The sequence below is a fragment of the Methylomagnum ishizawai genome (assembly GCF_900155475.1).
In the GTDB taxonomy this organism is placed as follows: Bacteria; Pseudomonadota; Gammaproteobacteria; order Methylococcales; family Methylococcaceae; genus Methylomagnum; species Methylomagnum ishizawai_A.
The window spans coordinates 1,552,523-1,579,224 of sequence record NZ_FXAM01000001.1 but is presented as its reverse complement, the minus strand read 5'-3'; the positions used below and the strand labels follow the sequence as shown (position 1 = coordinate 1,579,224).

Annotated in this window: 20 protein-coding genes and 1 pseudogene; 5 read left to right on the top strand and 16 right to left on the bottom strand. The window is 60.3% G+C overall.

The genetic code is table 11. The features are described from left to right. Window positions 1-10: 10 nt before the first annotated feature. Window positions 11-1,114, top strand: a complete 1,104-nt coding sequence (gene amrS, locus B9N93_RS07110; RefSeq protein WP_085216199.1) for an AmmeMemoRadiSam system radical SAM enzyme — start codon at window positions 11-13, stop codon at window positions 1,112-1,114. Here amrS and B9N93_RS07105 read toward each other — a convergent pair. The 12 genes and pseudogenes from B9N93_RS07105 to B9N93_RS07055 all read right to left on the bottom strand — a co-directional run bounded on the left by B9N93_RS07105 (window position 1,111) and on the right by B9N93_RS07055 (window position 18,402). Continuing rightward, window positions 1,111-2,076: a HupE/UreJ family protein gene (locus B9N93_RS07105; protein WP_176225171.1), complete on the bottom strand. Its 966-nt coding sequence runs from the start codon at window positions 2,074-2,076 to the stop codon at window positions 1,111-1,113. The genes amrS and B9N93_RS07105 overlap by 4 nt on opposite strands. Beyond that, window positions 2,073-3,065, bottom strand: a complete 993-nt coding sequence (locus tag B9N93_RS07100) for a peptidylprolyl isomerase (protein WP_085212201.1) — start codon at window positions 3,063-3,065, stop codon at window positions 2,073-2,075. Before B9N93_RS07100 ends, B9N93_RS07105 begins: the two co-directional genes overlap by 4 nt. Beyond that, window positions 3,029-5,137, bottom strand: coding sequence for a DUF3604 domain-containing protein (locus tag B9N93_RS07095; protein WP_176225170.1), 2,109 nt, complete (start codon window positions 5,135-5,137; stop codon window positions 3,029-3,031). Before B9N93_RS07095 ends, B9N93_RS07100 begins: the two co-directional genes overlap by 37 nt. Before the next feature lie 511 nt (window positions 5,138-5,648). Beyond that, a complete protein-coding gene (locus B9N93_RS26230) occupies window positions 5,649-8,264 on the bottom strand; it encodes a helix-hairpin-helix domain-containing protein (RefSeq protein WP_254899463.1) in 2,616 nt (871 codons plus the stop codon). A 6-nt stretch (window positions 8,265-8,270) separates the two neighbouring features. Continuing rightward, a pseudogene (gene dnaE, locus B9N93_RS26225) lies at window positions 8,271-10,547 on the bottom strand (DNA polymerase III subunit alpha); the annotation flags it as partial. A gap of 146 nt (window positions 10,548-10,693) precedes the next feature. Then, window positions 10,694-11,596 (bottom strand): dTDP-4-dehydrorhamnose reductase, encoded by a 903-nt coding sequence (gene rfbD / locus B9N93_RS07085; RefSeq protein WP_085212196.1) that lies wholly within the window; start codon window positions 11,594-11,596, stop codon window positions 10,694-10,696. After that, a complete protein-coding gene (gene rfbC, locus B9N93_RS07080) occupies window positions 11,593-12,150 on the bottom strand; it encodes a dTDP-4-dehydrorhamnose 3,5-epimerase (protein ID WP_085212194.1) in 558 nt (185 codons plus the stop codon). The genes rfbD and rfbC overlap by 4 nt, the downstream gene beginning before the upstream one ends. Further along, window positions 12,147-13,037, bottom strand: coding sequence for a glucose-1-phosphate thymidylyltransferase RfbA (gene rfbA, locus B9N93_RS07075; protein ID WP_085212192.1), 891 nt, complete (start codon window positions 13,035-13,037; stop codon window positions 12,147-12,149). The genes rfbC and rfbA overlap by 4 nt, the downstream gene beginning before the upstream one ends. A gap of 40 nt (window positions 13,038-13,077) precedes the next feature. After that, window positions 13,078-14,145, bottom strand: a complete 1,068-nt coding sequence (gene rfbB / locus B9N93_RS07070; protein WP_368655807.1) for a dTDP-glucose 4,6-dehydratase — start codon at window positions 14,143-14,145, stop codon at window positions 13,078-13,080. Beyond that, on the bottom strand, window positions 14,142-14,942 hold the full coding sequence (locus B9N93_RS07065; protein WP_085212190.1) for an ABC transporter permease: 801 nt from the start codon (window positions 14,940-14,942) through the stop codon (window positions 14,142-14,144). Before B9N93_RS07065 ends, rfbB begins: the two co-directional genes overlap by 4 nt. Continuing rightward, window positions 14,942-15,694 carry an ABC transporter ATP-binding protein gene (locus B9N93_RS07060; RefSeq protein ID WP_085212188.1) on the bottom strand — a complete coding sequence of 251 codons (753 nt, stop codon included), beginning with the start codon at window positions 15,692-15,694 and terminating at the stop codon, window positions 14,942-14,944. Before B9N93_RS07060 ends, B9N93_RS07065 begins: the two co-directional genes overlap by 1 nt. Before the next feature lie 80 nt (window positions 15,695-15,774). After that, window positions 15,775-18,402 (bottom strand): CHASE domain-containing protein, encoded by a 2,628-nt coding sequence (locus B9N93_RS07055; RefSeq protein WP_176225169.1) that lies wholly within the window; start codon window positions 18,400-18,402, stop codon window positions 15,775-15,777. A 263-nt stretch (window positions 18,403-18,665) separates the two neighbouring features. Between B9N93_RS07055 and B9N93_RS07050 the strand changes: the two genes are divergently transcribed. Beyond that, window positions 18,666-19,409, top strand: coding sequence for a DVUA0089 family protein (locus B9N93_RS07050; RefSeq protein ID WP_085212185.1), 744 nt, complete (start codon window positions 18,666-18,668; stop codon window positions 19,407-19,409). A gap of 517 nt (window positions 19,410-19,926) precedes the next feature. On the opposite strand, the gene B9N93_RS07040 is transcribed toward B9N93_RS07050, so the two are convergent. Beyond that, a complete protein-coding gene (locus B9N93_RS07040; RefSeq protein ID WP_176225168.1) occupies window positions 19,927-21,822 on the bottom strand; it encodes a sensor histidine kinase in 1,896 nt (631 codons plus the stop codon). A 57-nt stretch (window positions 21,823-21,879) separates the two neighbouring features. Here B9N93_RS07040 and B9N93_RS07035 point away from each other — a divergent pair, with 57 nt between their 5' ends. Next, the gene (locus tag B9N93_RS07035; RefSeq protein WP_176225167.1) at window positions 21,880-22,497 is read left to right on the top strand and encodes a response regulator; all 618 of its coding nucleotides are present in this window, start codon (window positions 21,880-21,882) and stop codon (window positions 22,495-22,497) included. A gap of 445 nt (window positions 22,498-22,942) precedes the next feature. Here the strand turns inward: B9N93_RS07035 and B9N93_RS07030 are convergent, their stop codons facing one another. The 3 genes from B9N93_RS07030 to B9N93_RS07020 form a co-directional block, all read right to left on the bottom strand. Beyond that, window positions 22,943-24,391, bottom strand: coding sequence for a lipase family protein (locus tag B9N93_RS07030; RefSeq protein ID WP_085212178.1), 1,449 nt, complete (start codon window positions 24,389-24,391; stop codon window positions 22,943-22,945). Between the two features lie 382 nt (window positions 24,392-24,773). Beyond that, window positions 24,774-25,013 (bottom strand): hypothetical protein, encoded by a 240-nt coding sequence (locus tag B9N93_RS26975; protein ID WP_125468878.1) that lies wholly within the window; start codon window positions 25,011-25,013, stop codon window positions 24,774-24,776. Window positions 25,014-25,076: 63 nt separating this feature from the next. Then, complete coding sequence (locus B9N93_RS07020; protein WP_176225166.1) at window positions 25,077-25,901, bottom strand: IS5 family transposase; 825 nt, start codon at window positions 25,899-25,901, stop codon at window positions 25,077-25,079. 123 nt (window positions 25,902-26,024) lie between these two features. Between B9N93_RS07020 and tnpA the strand changes: the two genes are divergently transcribed. Next, window positions 26,025-26,327 carry an IS66 family insertion sequence element accessory protein TnpA gene (gene tnpA / locus B9N93_RS07015; protein ID WP_085210508.1) on the top strand — a complete coding sequence of 101 codons (303 nt, stop codon included), beginning with the start codon at window positions 26,025-26,027 and terminating at the stop codon, window positions 26,325-26,327. Continuing rightward, window positions 26,324-26,665, top strand: coding sequence for an IS66 family insertion sequence element accessory protein TnpB (gene tnpB / locus B9N93_RS07010; protein WP_254899462.1), 342 nt, complete (start codon window positions 26,324-26,326; stop codon window positions 26,663-26,665). Before tnpA ends, tnpB begins: the two co-directional genes overlap by 4 nt. The last annotated feature ends 37 nt before the right edge of the window (window positions 26,666-26,702 follow it).

The following is a 26,702-nucleotide window of genomic DNA, read 5'->3' as shown; positions in this document are numbered from 1 at the left end:
TAGGTGTGCCATGGACCTGGATTTCGATTCATCCTCGGGGTTCCCCACCCGTTACTGGCGGTCTTTGGACGATGGCCGCGTCGAATGCACGTTGTGCCCCAGGTTTTGCAAGCTGCACCCAGGCCAGCGCGGCCTGTGTTTTGTGCGCGGCAACCGGGGCGGGAAAATCGTGCTGTTATCCTATGGCCGGTCGAGCGGATTCTGTATCGACCCCATCGAGAAAAAACCCCTCAACCATTTTTTGCCAGGCACGCCGGTATTTTCCTTCGGCACAGCGGGCTGCAATCTGGCTTGTAAATTCTGCCAGAATTGGGATATCAGTAAATCCCACGAACAGGATGCTCTATTGGACCAAGCCAGCCCGGCCTTGATCGCCGAAGCCGCCCGGCAATTGGGCTGCCGCAGCGTGGCTTATACCTATAACGACCCGGTGATTTTCCATGAATACGCCATCGACGTGGCCGAGGAATGCCGGAAACTCGAAATACAATCGGTGGCGGTTTCGGCGGGGTATACGTGCGCCGAGCCACGGGCCGAGTTCTACCGGCATATGGACGCGGCCAATATCGATTTGAAAGCCTTCAGCGACCGCTTTTACCACAAGGTTTGCGGCGGGCATCTGGCCCCGGTGCTGGAAACCCTGGAATATATCCATCACCAAACCCCAGTATGGCTGGAAATCACCACCTTGCTGATTCCAGGGGAAAACGACTCCGACCAGGAATTGGAAAGCTTGAGCGCCTGGATAGCGGATAAGCTGGGACCGGCCGTGCCCTTGCATTTCTCGGCTTTCCATCCCGATTGGAAGATGCGCGACATCCCCCCGACCCCGCCGGAAACCTTGGTCCGGGCGCGGGACATCGCGCTGAAGAATGGCCTTAGGTATGTCTATGTCGGCAATGTGCATCACAAATCCGGGTCCAGCACCTATTGCCACCAGTGTGGACAATTATTGATCGGGCGCGATTGGTACCAGCTTTCGGATTGGAACCTGACGGCGGAAGGAAAATGTAATCGCTGCGGTACGGCTTGTGCGGGGGTATTCGAGGCGCGGCCTGGGGAATGGGGAGCGAAGCGGGTGCCGGTGGGCTTGAATCGGCGGGCGACGGCTTAGATACGCTGAAAGAACCAAAATACCGAAAGCGAGCCGATTGAATAGGCCGGGATTAGCCGTATATATTCCGGCCAGCGATAGGGCACCCTCCTCAAGCCACTCCATATTAGCAATACCACGGCGATAAATGCCACTTGCCCACATTCTATGCCGATATTAAATGCAAACAAAGCCAATGGGATTTCCCCATCCGGCAAGCCCACCTGCGACAAGGCTCCGGCAAATCCCAGTCCATGCAATAACCCGAACGCTCCCGCCATCCCCCAAGGATAGCGGCCTAAGAACCCGCGCCTATCGCGACCGGCAAGTTCCACCGCCAGCATGTAAATACTCAAGGCGATCCCAGTTTCTATCGCCGTGGTCGATACATGAATCCAGCCCAGCGCCGCCAAAGCCAAGGTTATACTATGCCCTACGGTAAATGCCGTGACCGTTGCCAATAACCGTTTGCCGGGCACCAACAGGGTCAAGCCCAATACAAACAGCAAATGGTCGATCCCGCTCATAATATGCTCGATGCCTAGCTTGGCATAATTCCAGAATACCGCCCATCGATCCTCAATATCTGGAATAGTGATACCCGGCTCCGCCGGGCTTAATATTTGGCGCAAAACATGACCATCCAAAAACCTGACTCTTAATAATACATTGGCACCGCTGCTGGCGATATTCGCCACTTCCAGCTTTTTCCCAACCAAACCACCTTGGCAGCGCAGGGTCCATTTCGACACCCGCCCGGTATTTTCCTCGCTGACCGTAGGCGTATCCAGCGCCGCGCAATCCACGGGCAATGCCGGCTGCAATTGGCTTCCTAGCACCCTGATGAGCGGCTCTTTCCAGCGTACCCCAACCTGATCGCCATTTAATTCTTGCAGTTCCAATAAGGCCGGAGCGAATTGATGGGCATATCCAGGCATACTGAATAGATTCAACAAGGCGAGCCATAACAGTAAACGTATCATTGCACCCTCACCTTGAATTCCTGCTTCAATTGCTGTAACCGCAAAGCTAACCATTCATCCGCCAGTTTTTGCAATAAGCGTTGTTTGACTTCCTTGCGTATCTCGTCCAAAGCAGGAACATAAGGGCTGGTGCGTTCTTGGATCAAAACCAAATGTTGCCCATAACGTGATTTCACCGGGCCGGACCAGAGATTCAGCGGAATCGCCTTGATCGCCAGGGCGAAACCTTGATCGAAATCCCGCATCAATTCCTGGTCCGTGGCCAAGGGTATGGAAGAATCGATCCAAAAATCATCACCCAATCGCACCGCCTGCTCGGGCGACAAAGCGTTTTTCCTAATCTTCGACAAAACCTCGTTGGCTTTGGCCTCGGCATTCTTACCATGCGCGAAAGCGTTGAAAGTAAGTTGTACCAAACGGGTTTTTCCAGGCCGCTGGAACTGGCCTGGATTCTCCTTCAAATAAGCCTGTAATAACTCATCGTCTGGCAGGCGTGCCAAAATCCCGGCGCGGATGAGGCGCCGGGCACCATCGATCATCATCCTGCGAACTACCAAATCCCCTTCCTGCAAGCCGATCCGCTGCGCCTGCGAGGCCAAGGTCTCCATGGATTTCGCCTCGTCCGGGTTTTCCTCGACAAAAGCCGCGATCTGGGCCAGCCGCCTTTGTACGACAGGCTGGCTATTCAACCCCAGATATAAGGCATATTGATAAAGCACCTCGTTATCCACCAAGGCGCTATTCATCGCCTCTTGTTCCCGCGTATCGGGCAAGCGGTTGTTGACCGCGAAAAACTCTTGCCGCGCTTTTTCTATCTCATAATGAGGAATCACGACTTGCTTCGGCGATCCAGGGCCTGGATAAACCCGTGTTTTATAATAAGCCTCTCCACCATAAAGGAATGTACCCAGTATTAAAAAATGCAAGGCGGGTTTACGCAGCGCCTCCGCGATCATTGTGCGGGTTCGTACCATATTGGGGAAGTCCATGCTCGCTCCTGAATAACCGGCTGCACGATATTAAACTTGGTGGTTTCGTTATTACAGCAAGCCGCGCCATTGACCGCTTTCTGCCGATCTTCCGGGTTATCGGATGCGCGTAGTTGATTCAAGGTATTCTTGCACTGGGCCGGCTTCAATGGATTCAAACCATAATTGGCTTGGCACATATCCGTACTCCAGCGGCAAACCGGGGTTTCCAAAACCCGCGCATAATAAAATGCGCGTTGCTTGGGATTGAAATTCTTATCCGTCCAGACCTTGCAGAGTTGGTCATACCCGGTCGCGAGCTTACGGCATTGGGTATCGACCCCACCGGGGGCATCGCCCGCGACCGCGTCGTCACCCGCGACATGGACAACTTCCTCGTAGGCTTGCTGGGTGGCGGGGTCTACCCAGCCTTTAATGATCTGGATTTGCTGCAAAGGGGTATTAATCATATCGTCCTTCCAGGCCGCGACGATAAACCTGGGCTTCTTGGCATTGGTGGGTTTCGGCAAAGCGTCCAATTCCCCGCCCATGGGCACGCCATTTTGATAGGCGTATGGCACGAAATTCTTCGCGCACAGGTCGCTAGGCATATTGGCATCCCAACCCGCGAAAAACCGCACGATGGGCCGTGTACCACTGGTGCCATAAGTTTCCTTTCTTTTCAGGGCGGAAAAAATAGCATCGCGAGAGTTTTCCTCCGCCCAGGCGACCGTATAACCGCCGGTATTATTTTCTATCGCCGAACCAGCGCGGGTCGGAATGGCATCGTCATAGCCCGCATGTCCCGGCCAAGTCCTATTTTCTGGGTGCCAACCCAACACGCCAGTATGGGCATCCGAACCAGAAACCACCCCCATTTTGAAAGGATTAATCCCTTTGGGATGCGCGGCGTCTTTATAGCTATCGGCGAGGCTCAAACCATCTTTCCAAACATTGCGCACAAAGGCATTGGGGCTGAAATCGCTGGGCGATGGTGCGGTACTCCCGTTCACCCCGGCGCTGGGTGCCCCTAGCCCATCCAATAATTCAAAATTACAAAACTCATCGGTCGTCAGCACACCGGCTTGGGCGCGGGGATCGAAGCGGCATTCGCTACTGCCCTTGACCTGGAATATTTCCACCAAGGGTTCCCAATTCGCACGCTGTTCGGCCAGCGCCGTATTTCCCGGCGGATAAAACGACGGGGGAATCAGGACCATTCCATTCGGGGCTTTCACGCCGCCCCCGATATTAGTGTTATGGGGGATGGTTAATACATCGCAGCGGGTCGCCGTACCGGGTGTGGTATCGTGGCCTTGCAGACAAGACCAATCCAAACCATTCCAAAGGTTTTCCGGCTTGGGAGGTACGGAATTGCCATTACTATCGAACGTCCAGAAAATGGCGGGCGCTTTTTGCACATCGGGGTTGGATTCAACCGCCATATCGATGGCGGTAATGGGTTTCGCGACCACCTTATCATTGCGGAAAATCACATTGCGATGCCAAGTGGTGCCCGAAGGGGTCGAAGTCACTTCGTAGGCATTGAAAGAAGTAAAGGTGCAATTCGGCGTGCGGTCATAGGCATCTTCGGCGGCCTGGCGTATTTCCCCCCACACCGCCGCCTCGGCGGCATCGCATTGTTCCCGGTTATCGGCACTGCTGGTACAGACCGGCAAATGCTTGTTGAAGGAAGCCGGCCCCAAGCCTTGGGATACCAGCATCTGGAAACCCAGCCCGGAAAACTCATACTGGGTATCGTTGTTGGGTATCGCCGCGAATGTCCAGTTATCGCCGTTGAGCAACTGGCATTCGAGCGAGTATCTGGCCTCGGGTTTGCTATTGATATAGTCCTTGCAGACGCCCATTTCACCGAAAAACTCGGAATGATCGGTGACCGCCCCCCAATCCAAAGCCCGGTCGATAACCACGTTCACGGTTTGGGCACCGTTGGCATCGGGCAAAGTCAAGGAGCCTTTGGCCTTGGCGAAATCATAGGCTTGGTTGGGCCGGGTATTGACGAAGCGGGTGCTGGCATCGAAGGACAATCCGGTATGCAAGTGGGTTTCGCCGAAATAGGGTTTTCGATTCACATCATAATCGGCACACCGTGGGCGGGAGGTTTCGGGTTCGGTCACTTCGAATGGCGGCTTGGGTTTTGCCGAAACGAAGTCGGCCATCAGCAAACCCGTTAACAAGATATACCTTTTTTTCATGGTTGTGCCTCTATGTTTAAAAACATCCCGCCGAGCCTACTCTCCCTGTTTGCGTTAATCTCCCGGCCTATTTATTATGTAGACGCTTATACTCAAGCATCGGCGATTACCGTACAACGTAACGTTATCAGAGGCAAGCGGTCTATCATCCGGGCCTGGGCCGTACACGCAAGCGCAACATGTCCCTCGGGGCGGGTATCGGTTGGACAGGATCGCCGGGCCGACACCCGACGGTGCCATCGGTTGGGAACGCGCCAAAGTTTGCCATACCGCTCCACGCCGGCAACAACGCATCCGTACCGTGCTAATCAATGTCCATCCCGGCGGCGGGCATCGCCATCCCATGCATCCGCGCAACCCGCGAACCGCGCCCCAGGGGCGGGGCGCTTCATTGATAAAGCAGTTTCACCCGCTCCGCCCCGATCCGCTTTTCCAGCCGGGCCAGCAATTCGGCTCCCGGCACCACCCGCCACGCCTGCCCCAGTTGGATCAAGCCCTGGGCCGAACGGCCCCGGTATTCGACCAGGACCGGGCACGCCCCGCCCCGGTGCGGCGCGAGCAATTCCCGCAATTCGTCCACCGCCAGCGCCGTCTCCGGTCCCGGCCAGGCGATGGTCAGGCGCTTGGCGAATTCGGCCCGCGCTTCCTCGATACGCAGCAACCGCTCGGCGCTCAGCCGCAATTGCCCGGCGAAATCGTCAAAGCCCAGGTTGCCCACAGCCACCAACAAGCTGTCCTTTTCCAGATAATCCCGGTATTTCTCGAACGCCTCGGAAAACACCGCGACCTCCAGCCGCCCGGTGCGGTCGTCCAGGGTCGCGAAACCCATGCGCTTGCCGGATTTGTTCTGCTTGGTGCGGAGTTCCACCACCAGCCCGGCCACCACGATCTTGGTTTCCTGGCGTTGCCAACTCGGGGTGGCGGGACTCCTATCGTGCTTCTCGGCCAGCGGTCCCAGGCGGTCGGTGACGAATTGGACAATGTCCGCCTCGTAGGGGCTGATGGGATGGCCGGTGAGATAAAGCCCCAAAGTGTTTTTTTCATGTTCGAGCCGCTCGGCCTCGCTCCAAGGCTCGACCTGGACCACGGGCCGGGTCGGCTTTTCCACCGCCTCGACCGCGCCGCCGCCCAACAGGCCGAACAAATCGTCCTGCCCGGAATCGGCCATGGCCCCGTGTTGCTCGGCGGCCTTGAGGGCGTCGGGCAATTCGGCCAGATGGCGGGCGCGGTTGGCGTCGAACGAATCCAGCGCCCCGCCCCGGATCAAGGCTTCCAGCACCCGGCGGTTGGCCTTCCTGAGGTCGATGCGCTGACAGAAGTCGTAGAGGTCTTGATAAGGGCCGTTGCGGCGGCGCTCTTCCAGGATATCGCCGATGGCGTTCTCGCCCACGCCCTTGATGGCCCCGAGGCCGTATTGGATCGCGCCGCCGGGCAGCACGGTGAAGCGGAATTCGGAGCGGTTGATATCGGGCGGCAACAGGGTCAGCCGCATTTGGCGGCATTCCTCGATGAACACGACGACCTTGTCGGTCTTGTCCATATCGGAGGATAACACCGCGGCCATGAAGGCGGCGGGATAATGGGTTTTGAGCCAGGCGGTTTGGTAGGAAACTAAAGCATATGCGGCGGAATGGGAATTATGGACTATAATCCCGTTGGCGACAAAATTATGGTCCTCTTCGACCGTCAGATCATAGGTATTGATAACTCCCTTGGGTTCGATGGATACCACACGGTCCCAGAATATATCGGAACCAGCCAAGGACGCGAGCCGCTCCGACCCTAAAAACCGGGCCAGACGCGCTATCGTGAAGCGCCGAAATCCCTGCTTCTTCGCCGATCCCTTGCCCAAGAATTCTTTCATAGAGACGCCCGAGCGTTCTGCCAATTCCTTCCAAGTCAATCCCGTCCGTATGCGCTCGGCGGCAACCCAGGCGCGGACTTCCGCAGGAATAATATCCTTGCTGGTCATGCCGGGTTGCGTAGCCGCCAAGCGCCCGCGCAATAACTCGACCTGGGCATCGCGTCCTACAATATGGGGCACAACATCCTTGGCGAAAACATCCAAGCTATTTTCCCCCAGCAACCAAACGGCAAATCCCGGCTTCAAGCCGCCGCGATATTTGAATTGCTTGGATTCTATACGACTGATGATTCCCAGCCTTAATAACAAAGTTTGCACATCTTCGGCCAAAGTCCTGGAAGAAGTCGCATAATAGGGCGGTATCGCTTGGGATTCGGTGGCGATAAAACCATCGCCCGCCCATAATCGGCCTATAAACAGCTTCAAATCAGCATCGCACAGTTGGAATACTTGCGCCGGAATAGCTTTTTGCGTGGCTTTTAGGCCCAAAATACCCAGGCTTTCCGCCCACAGGAAAGCCCCGCTCCTGCTGGGTGGCGGCTCGGATTCCGCAACCAGCGCCAAACACCCAGACACCTGGGGTTGGCTTGCATTCCAAGGCATCTGCCCCGTTTTGAACCGGGTGTCCCGCCCGGTACTGACGCAGACCTCAAGCCGATTATTGAGGCGTGGATAGACGCGGGCCACCGAATCCGGGAATTGTGCGGCGGCGGTCGCGAAATCCTCGACCAACGTGGGTTCGTTGCCATAAAAATATAGGCAAGTGGGGTGGCAGGTGTTGCCTTCCGATAGTAGGCCCGCCAAGGTAATCAACTCATGCCGGGGCCAGGATTTTTCCGCCGCGACCTGGAGTTTACGGGGCACGGCGATGCGGTCGCCGACATTCAAGTTTTCAAGGTGGGTCCAGCCGTTCAAGGTGCGGAATGGGTGATTGCCCGTCGCGGTAATCCGCTTGCCCAAGGCGGTCGTCAATTCAAATACTGGCTTCGGTCCATTCCACATCACGCGGGATACGGGCCTTACCCGTAATTTTCCGACTTCATCGAGCGCGTGTATAGCGAATCTCTTGGGTTTTTCAAAAAGCGTTTCAACTGTGATTTTTTCTCCGGTATTAGCCTCTACAATAACTGTGTCACCAATAATGCACTTATTGAAACCATACCCTGAAAATTTGTCCACCAAATCGAATATAAAATTGGCGATATCCTTGTTTACTCCATTCTTTTCAGCACCCACTACAAAAGTATCACGCTGCTTCGCCATTTCCTCGGCCTTCTTCTTTCCCATGGCGCGCCTAAGTAGGTCCGCCCCGCCCAGCGTATACCCCGACATATCCTGGGCAATCCGCATCACCTGCTCCTGGTACAGGATCACCCCATTGGTCGGCTGCAAAATGGGTTCGAGGATGGGATGGGGATACTCGGCTTTCTGCTTGCCGTGCTTGACGTTGATATAGTCGTCCACCATCCCCGATTGCAAAGGCCCGGGCCGGAACAGCGCCACCAAGGCCACGATGTCATCGAAATTATCGGGCAGCAAGCGCCGGATCAAATCCTTCATGCCGCGGGATTCGAGCTGGAATACCGCCGTGGTTTGGCAGCTTTTCAGGAGTTTGTAGGTGTCGGGGTCGTCGAGCGGGATTTGGGTGATATCGACTGGCGGCAATTTTTGCGCGGCCCGCTGCTGGTTGATGGTTTCCAGCGCCCAATCGATGATGGTCAGGGTACGCAGCCCCAGGAAATCGAACTTGACCAAGCCGACCGCTTCCACGTCGTCCTTGTCGAACTGGGTCACGAGGCTATCGCCGCCCTGTTCGCAATAGAGCGGGCTGAAATCGATCAACTGCGAAGGCGCGATCACCACGCCCCCGGCATGCTTGCCGGCGTTGCGGGTCAAGCCTTCCAGTGACTGCGCCAGATCGATCAGCGCCTTCACTTCCTCGTCGGCGTCGTAGAGCTTTTTCAAGTCCTCGCTGTCCTGCAAGGCTTTTTCCAGGGTCATGCCCAGCTCGAACGGGATCAGCTTGGCGATGCGGTCCACGAAACCATACGGATGCCCCAACACCCGGCCCACGTCGCGCACCACCGCCTTGGCCGCCATGGAACCATAGGTGATGATCTGCGAGACCCGGTCGCGGCCATATTTCTCGGCGACATAGGCGATCACCTCGTCGCGCCGGTCCATGCAGAAATCCACGTCGAAATCGGGCATGGACACGCGCTCGGGATTCAGGAAGCGCTCGAACAGCAACTCGAATTCGATGGGGTCGAGGTCGGTGATTTTGAGCGAATAGGCCACCAGGGAACCCGCGCCCGAACCACGCCCCGGCCCGACCGGAATCCCATTTTGCTTGGCCCATTGGATGAAGTCGGCCACGATCAGGAAGTAGCCGGGGAAATCCATCTGGTTAATGACGCCGATTTCGAGTTCGAGCCGCTCTTCGTAGGCTTTGGTGCGCTGGGCCAGCGTGCCCTGGCCGGTGGGCGGGCGCACGGCGAGGCGCTCCCGTAAGCCTTTGCGCGATTCCTCGGCGAAGAAGTCGGCGGTGGTCATGCCCTCCGGCACCGGGAATTGCGGCAGGAAATTCTTGCCCAGCGTCAGGCGGATATTGCAGCGCTTGGCGATTTCCACGGTGTTTTCCAGCGCCTCGGGCAGATCGGCGAACAGCGCCGCCATTTCCGCCGGGCTTTTTAGGTATTGCTGGTCGGTGTAGTCGCGGGGACGGCGCGGGTCGTCCAAGACCCGGCCCTGGTTGATGCAGACCCGCGCCTCGTGGGCCTCGAAATCGCTGGCATCGAGGAACCGCACATCGTTGGTGGCGACCACCGGCACATCGCATTCGACGGCGAGGGCCAGCGCCCCTTCGATATAGTCGTCTTCGCCGGGACGGCCGGTGCGCTGCAACTCCAGATAGAAGCGGTCGCCGAACACGCCCAGCCAATGTTCCAGGATGCGCCGGGCCTCGTCGCGGTTGCCCGACAGCAGCGCCCGACCAATCTGGCCCTGGCGGGCACCCGAAAGGGCGATCAGCCCCGCGTTCTTTTCCGCCAGCCACGCGGCCATGACCTGGGGCACGCCTTGGTGCTGGTTCTCGCGGTAGCCACGGGAAATGAGTTCGGTGAGGGTGCGGTAGCCCTGTTCGTCCTGCACGAACAGCGGCATGAGATAGGGCGTGGCCGGGTCGGATTCGTTTTGGATCAGGAGATCGGCCCCGGCAATGGGTTTCAGGCCCGCGCCCTGCGCGGCCTTGTAGAACTTGACCAGGGCGAATAGATTCATCTGGTCGGTCACAGCTACTGCTGGCATCCCCAGTTTGGCGCAGCGCTTGACCAGGGGTTTCACATCGACGAGGCCATCGACCAGGGAATATTCGGTGTGGAGGCGGAGGTGGATGAAGCGGGGTTCGGGGAGTTGGTCGGCCATGGGGTTTCGTTGGAAGGGGAATCGTGACGGGATCGATCAAAAAATTATCGGCGGGGCTGGGCGGGCTGCAAATGTTTCAAGGCCCAAAACGACGTAGGGGCGAATGAATTCGCCCCTACAAGTTCGCCGTGGGTCCGGGCGGAAAATCAGCCGCGCATTTCCTCCAGGCACAGAGCCAAACCGTCCTCCCAATCCGGCAAGGCCAGCTCGAACTCGTCCAGGAGCTTCTCATTGGACAGCACCGAGAACGCGGGCCGGTGCGCCGGGGTGGGATAGCCGGAGGTCGGGATGGCTTCCAGCTTGGCGCAGGTCTCGGGGAGCAAGCCCTGGGCGAGGCCCAGTTCGCGGATTTTGGCGGCGAACCCGTGCCAAGTGGTGCGACCACCGCAAGTGAGATGGTAGGTGCCACCGCTCTCGGCAGGCTCGAACCGGCCCTCATAGGTGGTGCGGGCGACCAGTAAAGCCGTGGCCTCGGCGATCATGCGGCTCCAGGTCGGCGCACCGTACTGGTCGGCGACCACCCGTAGCGACTCCCGCTCCCGCATCAGACGCAGCATGGTCAGCAGGAAATTCTGGCCGCGCCGCCCGTAGACCCAGGCCGTCCGCAGGATCAGATGCGGCACGCCCACCTGCCGGATGGCCTCCTCGCCCGCCAGTTTGCTCTTGCCATAAACGCTCAAGGGACCGACCACGTCGGTTTCCACATAGGCCGTGTCGGCGTCGCCGGGAAACACATAGTCGGTGGAATAATGGATCAAACCCGCATCCACCGCCCGCGCCGCCTCGGCCAGCACGCCCGGTGCCTCGCCGTTGACCCGGAACGCCAGTTCGGTGTCTTGCTCGGCCTTGTCCACGGCGGTATAGGCACCGGCGTTGACGATCAACTCGGGCTGGATTTGGTTCACCGCATCCCGCAGCGATTGCAAATCGGCCAAGTCGGCCCGGATCGAAGTCTGGCGGTCCAGGGCCACCACCTCGCCCAAACAAGCCAGGGTACGGCGCAGTTCGTAGGCGACTTGACCTTGCCGCCCAATCAACAGGATTTTCATGGCTGGTATACCGGCAAGGCTTCGGTGGGGAATTCCTTCAGGAGTTTCCCGGCTTGGTCCTTGGCCGAGAGTTGCGGGCTGTCGATGGGCCATTGGATGCCGACATCGGGATCGTCCCAGCGCAGCGAGAACTCGGCGGACGGATTATAGGTATCGGTGCATTTGTAGGCGAACAAGGCGGTTTCGCTCAGCACGCAGAAGCCGTGGGCGAAATTCTCCGGCACGTAGAGTTGCCAGTGGTTTTCTTCCGACAGGGTGACGCCGTACCACTGGCCGAAGGTCGGCGAACCCACCCGGATATCCACCGCCACATCGAACACGACACCCTTGAGCGCCTGCACCAATTTCCCCTGCGGCCTGGGGTTCTGGAAATGCAGGCCGCGCAAAATACCCTGCCGCGATTGCGACACATTGTCCTGCACGAAGTCCTTGTCCAAGCCAGCCTCGGCATAGCGTTGACGGTTCCAGGTTTCCAGGAAGAAACCGCGGGCGTCGCCGAACACATCCGGTTTAATCAACAGCACGCCCGGCAGCGTGGTGGTTTCGATCATCATGGGGTAATGTCCCTTTGCAGCAGTCTCAACAAGTATTCGCCATAGCTGTTCTTGCTCAGCAACCCGGCTTGGCGTTCCAGCTCGTCCACGCCGATCCAGCCGTGATTCCAGGCGATTTCCTCGGGGCAGCAAATCTTGAGTCCCTGGCGTTCCTCGATGGTCTGGATGAAGTTCGAGGCCTGCAGCAGGGAATCATGGGTGCCGGTGTCGAGCCAAGCGGTGCCGCGCCCGAGTTTCTCGACGCTGATCTGGTTCTTCTCCAGATAAATCTTGTTGATATCGGTGATTTCCAATTCGCCGCGATGGGAAGGCTTCAACTCGGCGGCCATGTCCACGACTTGGTTATCGTAGAAATAGAGTCCGGTAACGGCGTAATTGGATTTGGGATGCTTGGGTTTCTCGACCAAGCCGATGACCCGGCCTTCCGGGTCGAATTCGGCCACGCCGTAGCGCTCGGGGTCTTTCACCCAGTAGCCGAACACGGTGGCCCCGGCTTCGCGCTCGGCGGCATTGCGCAGCACCTGCTGCAAGCCGTGGCCGTAGAAGATGTTATCGCCCAGGATCAGGCTGGAACGGTCGTTGCCGACGAAGTCCTTGCCGATGATGAACGCCTGGGCCAAGCCTTCGGGGCGCGGCTGCTCGGCGTATTGGAGGTTGATGCCCCATTGCTGGCCGTCGCCCAACAGGTGGCGGAACATCGGCGCGTCGTGCGGGGTGGTGATGATGAGGATATCCCTGATCTCGGCCAGCATCAGCACAGACAGGGGATAGTAGATCATCGGTTTGTCGTAGACCGGCAGCAATTGCTTGCTGACCACGTGGGTCAAGGGATGCAGCCGGGTGCCGGAACCCCCGGCCAGGATAATACCTTTAATCGGTTTGCTCATCGGGAGTATCTATCTAAGGTTCGTAGGATACGGGCAGGGCTTATCGCTCCAGGCCCAGGCGTTCGCCGCGATAGCTGCCATCCATCACCCGCCCGCACCAGGTCTGGTTATCCAGATACCAGCGGACGGTTTTGCGCAGGCCGGTCTCGAAGGTTTCCAGGGGTTCCCAGCCCAGTTCGCGGCGCATCTTGCCAGCGTCGATGGCGTAGCGCTGGTCGTGGCCGGGACGGTCGGCGACGAAGGTGATGAGTTGGCGGTGTGGGCGATGGGGCGAATCCGGCAGCATCTCGTCCAACAGGTCGCAAATGGTGTGGACCACGTCCAGGTTGGTCTTTTCGTTGTTGCCGCCGACGTTATAGACCTCGCCCGGTATACCCGCTTCCAGCACCCGCTCGATGGCCCGGCAATGATCCTCCACATACAACCAGTCGCGGATATTGGACCCGGTGCCGTAGACCGGCAGGGGTTTCCCGTGCATGGCGTTCTGGGTGACCAAGGGAATAAGCTTCTCGGGGAACTGGTAGGGACCGTAATTGTTGGAACAATTGGTGGTCAGCACCGGCATCCCGTAGGTATGGAAATAGGCCCGGACCAGATGGTCGGAACCGGCTTTCGAGGCTGAATACGGCGAATTGGGCTGGTAGGGGCTGTCCTCGGTGAAGAAGCCGGTTTCGCCCAGGGTACCGTAAACCTCGTCGGTGGAAACATGCAGGAACCGGAAATTGTCATGGGCTTCGCCGGACAAGCGCCGCCAGTATTTGCGGGCCGCTTCCAGCAGTTGGAAGGTGCCTAAAAGGTTGGTTTGGACGAAGGCTTCGGGCGAATCGATGGAACGGTCCACATGGCTTTCCGCCGCGAAGTTGACGATAGCCGCGGGCTGGTGGCGGTCGAGGAGGTAATCCACCAAATTCCTATCGCCGATGGAACCCAAGGCGAAGGTATGGCGGGGATCGTCCTTGACGCTTTCCAGGGTGTCGAGGTTGCCCGCGTAGGTCAGGGCGTCGAGGTTGACGACGTGGATGCCGCCGCGCGCGATCTGCCGCAGTACGAAATTGCCGCCGATGAAACCGGCGCCGCCCGTGACCAGGATAGTTTTCAGTTCGCTCATGCTGTGGGTCTACCTTTGTGTTGCATCATGCCGCGCGAGGGATTGTAGCCGATGATGGCGAATAGCAGGAAAGCCAGCAAGGACACCCCCGTATAAATACAGGCGGCAAGATTGAACTGCCCGTAAAGGGCGAAGCGGATCAATTCCACCGCCTGGGAAAACGGGTTGTAGCTGGACAAGGTGTAGAGGAATTCGCTGGATTCCTGGATTTTCCACAGGGGATAGAGCGCGGTGGACAGGAAGAACATGGGGAAGATCACGAAATTCATCACCCCGGCGAAGTTCTCCAACTGCTTGACGAAGGACGACAACAGCAGCCCCAAGGCCCCCAGCATCAGCCCCGACAACACCAAGGCGGGCAAGACGTCAAGATAGCCGATGGGCGGGGCTTCGATGCCATAGGCGTAGGCGATGGCGAGGAAGGTATAGGCTTGCAGCACCGACACCAACACCCCGGCCAACAGCTTCGAGACCAGCAGATACCAGCGCGGCAAGGGGCTGACCAAGAGGGTTTTCATGCTGCCCATTTCGCGGTCGTAGACCATGGACAGAGAGCTTTGCATCCCGTTGAACAATTGCACCATGCCCAACAGGCCGGGCGTGATGTAGACCTCGTACAGGATATAGGTCTCGTAGGGCGGGATGATGGCGACGCCCAACGTCGAGCGGAACCCGGCGGCGAAGATGAACAGCCACATCAAAGGCCGGACCAGGGCCGACACGAAGCGCTCGCGCTGATGCACGAAGCGGAATAGCTCGCGGGCCATGATGCCGATGAGGGCGCGGAGATAGCGCATCAGGGTTTGCCCCCCTGGGTCAGTTGGTTGAAAGCCGCGCCGATATCGGCGGCGGCGGTCGCCGCCAGCACTTCGGGCACGGTCCCGAGCGCCCGCACCCGGCCTTGATGCAGCACCACCAGCCGGTCGCTGGGGTGGATTTCATCGATCAGATGGGTAGCCCACAACACCGCCACCCGGCCCGAACCCGCCAGTTCGTGGACATAATCGACAATGGCACGGCGGCTCGGCACGTCCAGCCCGACCGTGGGTTCGTCCAGCAGCAGGAGGCTGGGTTCGTGCAGCAAGGCGCGGGCGATTTCGACCCGGCGGCGGTGGCCGCCGTTGAGGTCGCGGGCCTTTTCCTGGCGGCGGTCGTACATGCCCTGGCGTTCCAATTCGGCTTGGATGCGGGTTTCGGCGTGGCGGCGGGACAGGCCGTGCAGGGCGGCATGGTAGCGGAGGTTCTGCATCACGCTGAGATCGAGGTCGAGGGTGGGCTGTTGGAACACCACGCCAAGCCGGGCCAGGGCGCGGGTGGATTCGGCGCGGACCTCGAACCCGGCGATGCGGATGGAGCCTTCGCGGCTGTCGTAGAGCCGGGTGATGAGGGAAAACAGCGTGGTCTTGCCCGCGCCGTTCGGTCCCAACAGGATGGCGCAGTGGCCGGGTTCGACCTCGAAGCCGACTTGGTCGAGGGCTTTTTTCTTGCCGTAGGCGTAGGACAGGTCGGAGATGGACAGGGCGGCGGGGCTGGGGTTTTGGGGTTTCATGCTGTGGGGCGGGTTGCGGGGACGGTGGGGGGCGATTTTAGCAAAGGCGCGGGGCGGGCGGAGGCTCAATCCCACCCTGCCTATACAGCCACATCCCCGGCAACCTCCCCCCGCCCCTGCCCCGGCACCCACAAAGTCACCGTCGTTCCCCGGTTCTTCTCCGAACGCACCTCCATACGCCCACCCTGCATTTTCATCGCCTCCATGACAATGGCGATGCCCAAGCCGGTGCCGGGGATTTGCCCCGAGGGATCGGCCCGCCAAAACCGCTCGCCCAAATGCTCAAGCTCCTCCGGTGTCATGCCGACCCCATGATCGGTCACCGCCACACCAAGCCTATCGCCTTCCTCCAACAAGGCGATGTGGATCGCGGCATCCGGTCCCGAAAATTTGCGGGCATTGCTGAGGACGTTCAACAATGCTTGGCGCAACATGGAAACATCGGCCAGGGCCGGTCTTTCATCGCCGGGCAAATCCAGCAACCAGGGCCGCTGTTGCGCCTCCGCCGCGATATCGGCCACGGTGGCGCGTACCAAGGCGACCAGATCGAACACCTCGATCCGAATATCCTTGCCGCGCCCGGCGTCGATTTTCGCCAAGTCCAGTAACTCGTTGACGATATCGATCAGCCATTGGGTCTGGCGGTGGATGATTTGCAGCAACTCCCGGCGGGTCGCCGCGTCCACTTCCATATTGAGCAACACCTCGGTGAAGCCGAAGATGCTGGTCATGGGCGTGCGCAGTTCATGGGCCGCATGGGATAGGAACTCGCTCTTCATGCGGTCCACTTCGGTTTCACGGGTAATATCGCGCAGATAGAGGATGCGCGGGACGCTGAGCGACCCGCTGACCACACCCAGGAGGTAGAGGACGGCGGGGCGCGGGGCTTTCAGCGTCAAAATCTTGTGTCCGGCCTCGCCCTCGAAGAAATCGGCAATCCCGCACGGCCCGGCCCCCTCGCACCGGGTCCGCAACAGCCGGTCCAGTCCGGCCATGTCCGCCGGGCCTTCGTCCCCGAGGCCGAGCATTTTCCGAAACGCGGGATTGGCGAATTTGATGCGGTTATCCGGGCCGAAGGCCACGAAACCATCCGGGCTGAGCCGGAACAAGGCGTCCAATTCGGCATGACGGTCCTGGAGCGCCTCGCTTTTGGCATGGAGTTCCATGGTGCGCTCCCAGACGATACCCTCCACCACGGCGGTGCGGCCCGTGGTGACCAGCAGCAGGATTTGCAGCAACACCGCCAACGCCAACCCGCCCGAACCCACCGCCAAAGCCATCCAATGGCTTTGGCTGCCCAGGAAAGCGGGTGTCGGGGCCAAGCTGAAATTCCAGGTCCGGTCCGCCATGGCGATGGATTTGCGCCAAGCCTGGGCATCGGCCAGCACCTCGCCGGAACGGTACAGCAGGGACCGGCCCGCCGGGGCCTGGGCATCCTCGATCCGCAGCGCCAGCCCCTCCGGCAGCGCCGCCCCCAGGGCGATCCTGACCATCTCGTCCATCTTGACGACCCCGACCACGAAACCCGCCAACCCAGGATCGGAAACGGAGGCCGGGCGCAACGAGCGGACGGGATGCAGCAGCAGGACGCCGATCCGCTCCTGGTTCTCCTGCACCAAATGGATGGGCGCGGTCACAACGGGCGTCCCCAGCGCCCTGGCGCGTTCGATGGCCTCATGGCGGACGGGTTCCGAATCGATATCGTAGCCCAGGGCCGGACGGTTCTTTTCCAGGGGCGCGATATAGGCCACGGCGACATAGTCCGGGCGATCCGCCGCCCGTACCAAGCGGCCCTGGCCATCGCGCTCCTTGATTTCAAAACCGGCGGCCCCGGTCTTGAGGGCCATCGTCCGCTCGAACGCCGCCCGCCGCGCCAAGGGCACGGAAGGATTGATGCTGAAGGCGAAAATATCGGGATTGTCTTCGAGGGTGATGCGGGTGAAATAATCGAATTGCTCGTAGCCCATGTCGGGCAGGATTTCCTGCAACCGGCGCAGGGCCGACAAGGCTTCCTGGTGGGCGACGAAGCGCTGGCTCAGGAGCTGGGTCAATTTCTCCCCGTAGCCCTGGACGACCTGTGTTTGCTGGCGCACCTCCCATTCCGACACCGCGAAAAAGGCGCTGCCCACCAAACCCAGCGCGATCAGCATCGGCAAGACCAAGGTCGTCAACCGGCCACGCCAGAGCGGGCGGTGGTGGTAAAGCACGGCGAGGCTGAGCGGCAACAACACCAAAACCCCCAGGGTGTCGCCCGACCACCAGTTCCACCAACCGTAGGGCAACTCGGCCCAGGACAAGACGCCAGCCCCGAACAAAACCGCCATGCCCACGCTGGCGGAAACCAGGCAGGCCACCGGGCCGCCCAGCACCATGCAGCGGATGATATCGCGCTCCACCACCAAGGTTTGCCAGCTGTTGCGCACGCCACGCGCCAGCAGCCATCCGGCGGCGACGCTCTGCAAGGTGGACCCGCAAGCGATGCCCAAGGCGCTCAGCACCGCCCGTCCGCCGAGGTCTTGGTGTAGCCAGGCCACACCGAGGTTGAGGGCGTAAGAACCCAGCCATATCCCAGGCCAAGCCCGGCCTTTCGACCACAGCACGACCGCCACCGCGAAGCCCGAAGCCGGAAAAATGGGGCTGGCATAGCCCGGCGGGATCGCGAACCAAAGTCCCAGCGCCCCCAGGCCCAGGTAAATGGCCGCGGCCATGGCGATAATGAAAACACGGAACCCCAGGCCAACCTGCCTACTGCCCATTGTCGATAAACCCGCTTGAGACCACTTGGCCTAAGCTTAGGGCTTCCCCTCGATTAGGGAAGCCCTCCCATCCAGGCGTTTCCCGGCCACGGCAACCGCCCCTGCAATTACGCGGGTTCGCGTATTTATCCGTATTGACACCCTCCCTAACATCCACGCCGCCGCCCACAGCCGTCGGTGGCGTTTCCCGGATAAAAATTAGAACGAGGTCGTCCATGCGCTCCGATTCCCGGTTCCCCCCCGCCTGCGGGAGCCACTCTTGGCTTTCCTGCGCCGTGCTGGCGCTCCTGGCCCTGGCGGACCCGGCAACGTCCGCCCCTATCGTCCACACCGGTCTCACCGGCACCGGCTATGCTGGCGGCATGTCCTACAGCGGCAGCTTCACCCAGGACGATGAATACCAAGTCATCGCGTTCAGCCTGGGCGCTCCGGGCGTGGTGGATTTCATCAGCTTCGGTGCCGACGGCGGTAGCAATGGCGCGGGCGCCAGCGTCGCGGCGGGCGGCTTCATCCCGGTGGTGTCGGTGTTCGCGGGGGGCAATGGCCGGGCCGACGACTTCCAGACCCTCGCCAGCCATGACGGCGGTTCCGGCGGGGACCACGATATCGCTTTCCAGCTCATCCTCGAAGCCGGTCTTTATTACGCGGTGGTCGCCGTCTACGCCAACGCCGACCCCGGCACCCTGCCCCAACATCTGGTCGCCGCCAGCCCCTATACCGACGACTACCTCCAGTACAACAGCGTCGCGGAAATCGGTATCGACAACTTCACCTATTGGGACTGGGGCAATGGCTCCGGCGACAGCCCGTTCTGGACCCCGGACTCCACCGAGCGCGGCGGCGGCTGGGCGCTGGATATCGCCAGCGGCCCGGTGCCGGTGCCAGAACCGGGCACAGCGACCCTCGCCGCCTTGGGCCTCGCCGCCCTGTGGCGGACCCGGCCCGGCCACAAGTCCTGAACGCCGGGCGGACCCTTCTCCCATGAGACCTTCCCCACTGGCCGCGCCCGGACTCCGCGCCCTATCCAGCGGCGGCAGCGCCCGCCTGCTGCACTTCGACCTCTCCAGCCTGCCGGACCCATTCGGCAGCGGCTTGGTCAGCAAGGCCACCCTGTCGCTGTGGGTCGCGGCGGCGCGGCGATGGGTGACGGTGGACGTGACCCACATCGTCAAGGCTTGGCTGGACCATCCCGCCGACCCTCCGGGGCTGTACCTGCGGACCGATGCCATGGACGGCTGCGACGGTGCCACCCTCCGCCCTCCCCCGGTCTTGGAAATCGACACCGACGGCCCGGCGGCAGCTGGCTATATCTATTTCGGCAGCCCCTGGGAAACCGGCCATTCCGGCACCGGGACCACCGCCCCGGACGGGGCCGGCCCCCGCGCCACGCCATCGGCACGGCCCCGGAACCACCCTCTATCGGGCCGCGCCGGTTCAAAGCCCTGGGCCGCAGGGTCCGTACCGCATAGCCGCCGTTCACCGGGGGAACGGCACCACCACCCCGAACACGCTGCCCCGGCCCGGCTTGGCCGCGATATGGAAGCGATAACCGGATTGGGCGCAAAGGGCGTGGACGATATGCAGCCCCAGGCCATGGCCCAGCCGCTCGGCCACCAGGGCACCGCTTTGGGCGAAGGGCGTCAGCAAACGCTCGCGGCGGGCGGTATCGAAGCCAGGGCCGGTGTCGCACACCTGGATTTCCAGGCCATCGGCGCGGCGGCGTACCCCGACCAGGACGCGGCCCCGTTCGGTATAGCGGATGGCGTTGCCGATCAGGTTATCGAGGATGCGCCCCAGCACCAGGGCCGAACCTTGGATACGCTGGCCCGTGGGGCTGTAACGCAATTCCAAGCCCTTGCGCCGAGCGGCGGAAAGATGGCGCTGGTGGGCCTCGGCCAGGAGGTCTTCCAGGTCCAGCGCCCGCTGTCCCGCCGCATAGCCACGCTTGGCCTCGTCGATCAAGGCCCGCAGCAAACCCTCGGTGTAATCCAGGGCTTGGTCGAGATGGCGGGTGGCGGCCTCGCTCCCGGCCTGGGCGCGGAGTACCGCCAGCCCGAACCGGATCGAGGCCAAGGGCTGGGCCAAGTCGTGGCCGGCCGCCGCCCATTGCAATTGCTGGGCCTGGGCGGCCAGCAGGGCGCGGTTCTTCTCGGCCTCGACCCGCGCCAATTGCTCGGCCTCGGCCAGATGGCGGCGCAGGCCGTCCTCCAAACGCCGCCGCAAAGCCTGGACTTGCCGCGCCAAGGCGGTGGCGAAGCACACCGCCTCCCAGACATAACCGAGCTTGGGCAACACGAAAGGATTCAACCCTTCGGGGGCGAACCCGCACACACTCAACCCGAACAGAAGATTGATGAACAGGACATAACCCAGGGCACCGGCCAGGAACCACGCCGCCGCCGGGAACCTCCGGCGCAGGCACAGGACGCCCGTGGCGCATACCAAGCCGCCGTAAATCAGCATCGCCAACAAGGTGGGCCAGGTCCAATAGCCCAGGCGGTAGGCCAGGAAACACAACAGCGGCACGGGGAGATAGGCGAGATAGGCCCGGCACAAGCGGGGCGACTCGCGGCGCAGGTCGAACAACAGCACCGCGAACAGGGCATGGCCGACCTGGACGCCCATGGTCAGATAGAACGGCACGTCCTGGTTCCAGGCCCCCCGGCCCGGCCACAAGTATTGGAAACCGTAACCCTCGAATTCCAACACGAAGACCGCCATCAGCAAGGCCAGGACCATATAGGCCAGGAACGCCGCCCGGCCCAGCGCCAGATATTGCAGCAGCGCGAACACGGTCAGGGCCAACAACAAGCCGACCACCAAGCCGTTGAAGAAATCGCCCTCGGCCAAATCGCGCTGGAACCGTTGCGGGGATAATAATTCCAGGCTCAGGGGGGTGTTGGCATGGGTGCGGTAGCGCAGATAAAGTTCGACCCGCTGCCCCGCCGCCAACGCCACCGGCACCGCCAACATCCGGGACGGCACGGGCCGGGCGGCGAAATCCGCATCCGGCCCAAGCCGGGCCAGGATGGCCGTGTGGCCGTCCGCCACCCGGTAGACCTCCAAGACTTCGGCGTCGGGCACACCCAGGGCCAGCAACCAATGGCCGGTCGTGGCCCCGGCATTGAGCAGCGGCAGCCGCGCCCAGCGCATCGCCACGCCACCCAAGCGGGACTGATAGCGTCCGGCGGGGGAGAAACGCCCTGGGTCGGCCAGCACTTCGGCCAGGGTCAGGGTTTGGCCCGGATCATCCAGGAACCCCGCATAGGACCGCGCCGCGACCCGCTCGACGGCGGGCGTCACCACCAGGGCATCGCCGCCCCCCCCGGCGGCGGACGAAAACATCGCCAGCGGCCATAACAAGATGTACAACAGGGCACGGCGGGATCGCGGGATTGAAACCATTTTTCACAGCGGCGGATGACAGCGATGCGCATCATCATAGCGGACGACCACATGATCTTTCGGGAAGGACTCAAGCTGCTGCTCGGCCAGTGCCCGGAATGCCGGATCGTGGCCGAGACCGGCACGGCGGAAACGCTGAAAGCCCTGGTCCGCGAACACGGACCCGAGCTTTTGATCCTGGATTACAACATGCCGGGTGGGGATGTGGGCGAAACGCTGGCCTATCTCAAGCAGCGCCACCCGGAACTGCGGGTGCTGATGCTGACTGCCGAGCGCTCCGGGGCGTTGCTCAAGCATCTGGCGGATAGCGGAGCCGACGGCATTTTCTTGAAGGAAGGTTCGGCGGAAGCCCTGCTCGCCGCCGTCCGTACCGTGGGCGGCGGCGGCAGGCTGATCCCCAACAACGTGCGGGAGCGGATCGACCAAGCCGATTTGAACCTGACGGCGCGTGAATTCCAGGTCTTGCACCTGATCTGCGCGGGCTGGGCCAACCCGGCCATCGCCGAGCGCTTTGCCCTATCGACCCGCACCGTGGACAAGCACCGCGAGAATATCCTGCGCAAGCTGGGCGTGAACAACGTGGTGCAGTTGATCCGCAAGGTCGAAGCCCTGGGTTTGTTCGAGTCCTTGCCGGAAAGCTGAGGGGTTGGCCCTGTGCTGGTCCACGGGCAACAAAAAAGCCCTTGGCTTACGCGCAAGGGCTTGATTTATCTGGTAGCAACGGCGTGACCCGAACCTGCGACACCCGCGTTATGAAACCAGTTGCCACATAAAAATGGAAATCGCATCAATAACTTAGAAACATTTCCCCGTGCATCCCCGCCTCGTTTTGACAGGATTCGCCCCGCCTAGCCCGCCAAGGCGGTGCCGGTCCTGACCACCGACAAGGGCACGCTCTGCGCCCGGCTATATCAAGACCGTGCGTGCCGTCCCCCAAATGCTGAAAGATCAATTTCATCGGACGGAACTAGGGCATCGCCAACCGAAGGAATACGAAGTCGATCACCTCGTCAGTCTCGAACTCGTAGGTATTTTACCAGGCGGCGCTTAAAATTCGACTCACACCTTGCAATTTAGCGCTCCCGTTTTATTTGATACGTTGCGTAAGCGGGAATATATCTTGTATATCTTGGATTTGTATGCCGAATGCGGATGTATATCCCCAAGTGTGAATATTACCAATAGCATCAAAAAACGTACCAAGATCTTGTATTGGTGAGTCTGGCATATAATAAGGCACAACTTGATTGAAATTGCCAGTATCCAAAGTGAGAACCGGCCAAGCCGCATAAGGTGGCCTGGCATTATTATCCTTGATTTCTATTTTGCTTCTTTGTGATGTCATGCCAGCCTCGTCTCCTAAGCGTTGGGCCGCGACAACAGCTGCACCAAACGCTTTGGAGGTTTTATTCGAGGGTAGGGAAAGTTCACCAAGCTGGGTATTGATACCATAGCGTTTACCGATGGGATGCGGATCCCATAAGTAATAATTTTCCTCTTGTGTAGCCAATGGTTTAAAGATGCGGTCCCAGGCATGGGGAACAATATCCCATTGGCTATAAACCAATGAATTCAGGGATTTGACAATGTTGCCGTCGTTAACTGGTACGGTGCATGGCTGGAACTTAACATTCCAGCTACGGGCATAGGCGGCATTGCCGGGCGTGGGGCCAGCGGTTGGCATGGCAAAGACATGTCCCGCCCATCTTGAATCAATAGCGGTGAGTGTGTCCTGCGCCCAGTTCGCAACCGTTGGAGAAAGTGCGCCGCCCAAGCTGTGCCCGGTCACGATAAGCTTAGTATTGCCGCTTGAACTTTGTGATAATCGCGATAAAAAGGCTTGTAACGTGAGCCTCACCGATGGTGCGTATCGCGATTGGACGAGGCTGGTCAAAAGATAATAAACGCCCTTGGCGGTTCCCGTTGAAATCATCTGGTCCGAGTTAACCACTTGATCGCGAGGAATGGTTGTCGGCGGATAATCGAAAGACAGCGGCCATTTGACAAGATAGTCCGGGCCGACCTTGAAATCCTCCAGCAACCAATCCAAGTTCGCGCTGGGATTGGTGCCAGCAATAGCGAGAATGTAAGCATCTTGGGAGGCGCTATGAACCACAAAGGCAGCGTTATCGGATTCGCCGTTACTGTCTGATAACTCATATACACCAGGCCCCCAAACAAGCTCCCAATCTCCACCGGCTAGCCTTGGACCTAATGTTTTAATCAATCCGGGGGCTACCGACTTGAAACTCGCATTGCCCGTTTTATCGACAAATACATAAGGCCTGTTTTCGTTGCCATTGGTAACCGCAGCAAAAACAAAGTCAGCGAGATTTTGCGGGTTGCCGCGAATCGAGGCGTCGGCATTCGCGATAAAATTGAACAAATAAGCGGTCTGAGTGAGGTCGAAGCTATTTTTCGGCGGGGCCATAGTATTCAGACACTCTGGCGCAGCGCTTTCGGCGTTTGATATTGAGGCCAAACAGGCAAGTAGGATTATGACTACCTTATTGGCAACTGCATTTGCTTTTTTCATGAGGGTTTCTCTTGAAATTTTGTTGTGTTTTATACCCTAGTAAAAAATTTATGAATTCCTAGGGTTTAATTTGCGGACAACTGGGTATTATGACAAACCATCGAGACACGATACAATCCTACACCCGTCTAATAACTCCAGCAACCGCCGTCCATCGAATAGCGCACTCGGGCGGTGGCCGGACGCTTACGTTGCGGTGGCACGGTGAACGGATTTACCCAGGCAACAAAAAAGGCTCAGGGCTGACGCCCTAAGCCTTTGAATTCATTGGTAGCAACGGCGGGACTTGAACCTGCGACACCCGCATTATGAATCCAGTTGCCCTATGTACAGGACAAAACCCGCAATGCCCAGGCGAACTCATCGGACTTCTCGGTTGGGTTCAGGACGGTGTTGCGAAGGAAGTCGAGTCCGTGGCGGAAGAGGGACTTGAGGGGGCGCGACAGCGTTTTTTTTGACGGACGGGGCTGGGGCCGTCGTGGAGCAGTTCGCCGGTGCGGTAGGACCAGGCGAAGGCCAGGGCAAGCAGGCCCATGAGCTTGGCGAGGCGCTTGGGGTCGGTGAGGTGGGTATCCTCCAAGTTGAAGCCCCTGGATTTCAAAGCGCCGAACAGGGTTTCCACTGTAAGCCTCCAACCCTCCCACATGGACGCCCTGGCTAAGAGGATATCCGGCACATAAGCTGCTTACGCGGAGTTGGCCTTGATCCGTCTTTCAAGGATTAGGGCGCAGGCGAATTGAAGAAGGGCCAAATAATTGGCTCCACGGCAGGTGTAGCGGGTTCGGATGGCCCGGAAGCCCTTGAGCCAAGCGAATGTCCGCTCCACCACCCACCGCCGAGCGGGGTGTGTTTCCGCGGAGCCGGGGCGTTTTTCCTCGCCGATCTTGCGAATGTGGGGAACGTAGCCCAATCCCGCAACCTCCCGCTCAACCCGCTCGTACCCATAACCCTTGTCCAGGCAAAGATGCCGGGGTCCTTGCTGGGTGCCGGCGGGTGCCGCGATCACGGCCGCCTCGACCGTGACAGTCACCAAGCGGCTGTCGTGTACGTTGGCCCCGGCTTGCACGACGGCAAAGGGCATCCCTTTCCCATCCACCTGGAGGTGGATCTTGCCGCCACTACGCCCGCGATCCGTGGGATTGCGCCCCAACCCCTCGTCCTTCCGGCAGTGGGCTTGGCGCACCGGGGCCTGCACCAGGCTGCCGTCCATCGACTGCCAGGCCAGTTCAAAACCCTCAAGCTCCTCATAATCCGCCGCCGACCAGCGGAACATCTCCGTGAACACGCCCGCAGCGGCCCATCGCTGGAAGTGTTCGTGGACCGCGCTCTTCGAGCCATAGCAGGGCGGCAGGCAATTCCATTGGCAACCAGTTTTGAGCACGTACAAAATCCCATTCATGACCGTCCGGAACCCCAGCGGCTTGGAACCGCCCGGCCTGCGCCGCTTGAACGGCTCCAACAACGACGCTACCCGCTCCCACAGTCGATCCGAGATTTCCAAGCAACTCACGACTCTCCTTCGCTTCCCGCCTTGCAAAAAACGGGGCTTTTAAACGCTCGCCGCGAAAAGCACAAGATGTGCCGGATGTCCTCTAAACCGCGACACCCTTGGGCCTTTTGTTGGAGGAGCGGGATGAAGAAGCGGGATTTGCCGGAGGTCCACGTCGAGGCGTGGAGGAAGAGCGGGTTGAGCCAGGCCGAGTATTGCCGTCAACGGGGAGTGAACCCCAAGACCTTCTCGGGCTGGGTGAAGCGGGAACCCGCCGCCGGGGGGTTGGCCGGCCTTGGATTGATTCCGGTCCGGGTGGCCCCGGCCCCGGTCGCCGCCGAGGAGGGGCCGGCTTTGGTGCTGCGGCTGGCCCCGGGTGTCCGGTTGGATATTCCCGCGACGGTACCGGCGCGCTGGGTGGCGGAATTGCTGAGGGGCTTGGCGTGATCCGGCGTCCGGAGCATCTGTGGTTGGTGGTCGAGCCGGTGGACATGAGGCGGGGCATCGATGGGCTGTCGGCCCATGTCCAGCACCGGCTGGGCCGGTCGCCGTGTTCCGGCGCGGGGTTCATCTTCCGGAACAAGGCGGGCACACGGCTGAAGCTGCTGGTGTGGGACGGGAACGGGGCGTGGCTGTGCCAGCGTCGGCTGCACCGGGGCGGGTTCGCGTGGCCCGCGCTGGGCGAGGCGGTGTTCGCGCTGACGCCGGCGCAGAGGGAATGGTTGGTGGCGGGGGTGGACTGGCGACGCCTGTCGGCCACGCCGCCGGTGGATTGGCAAGCCTGAGGACGGGGACGGAGCATTCCCCCGGAACCCAGTGTTT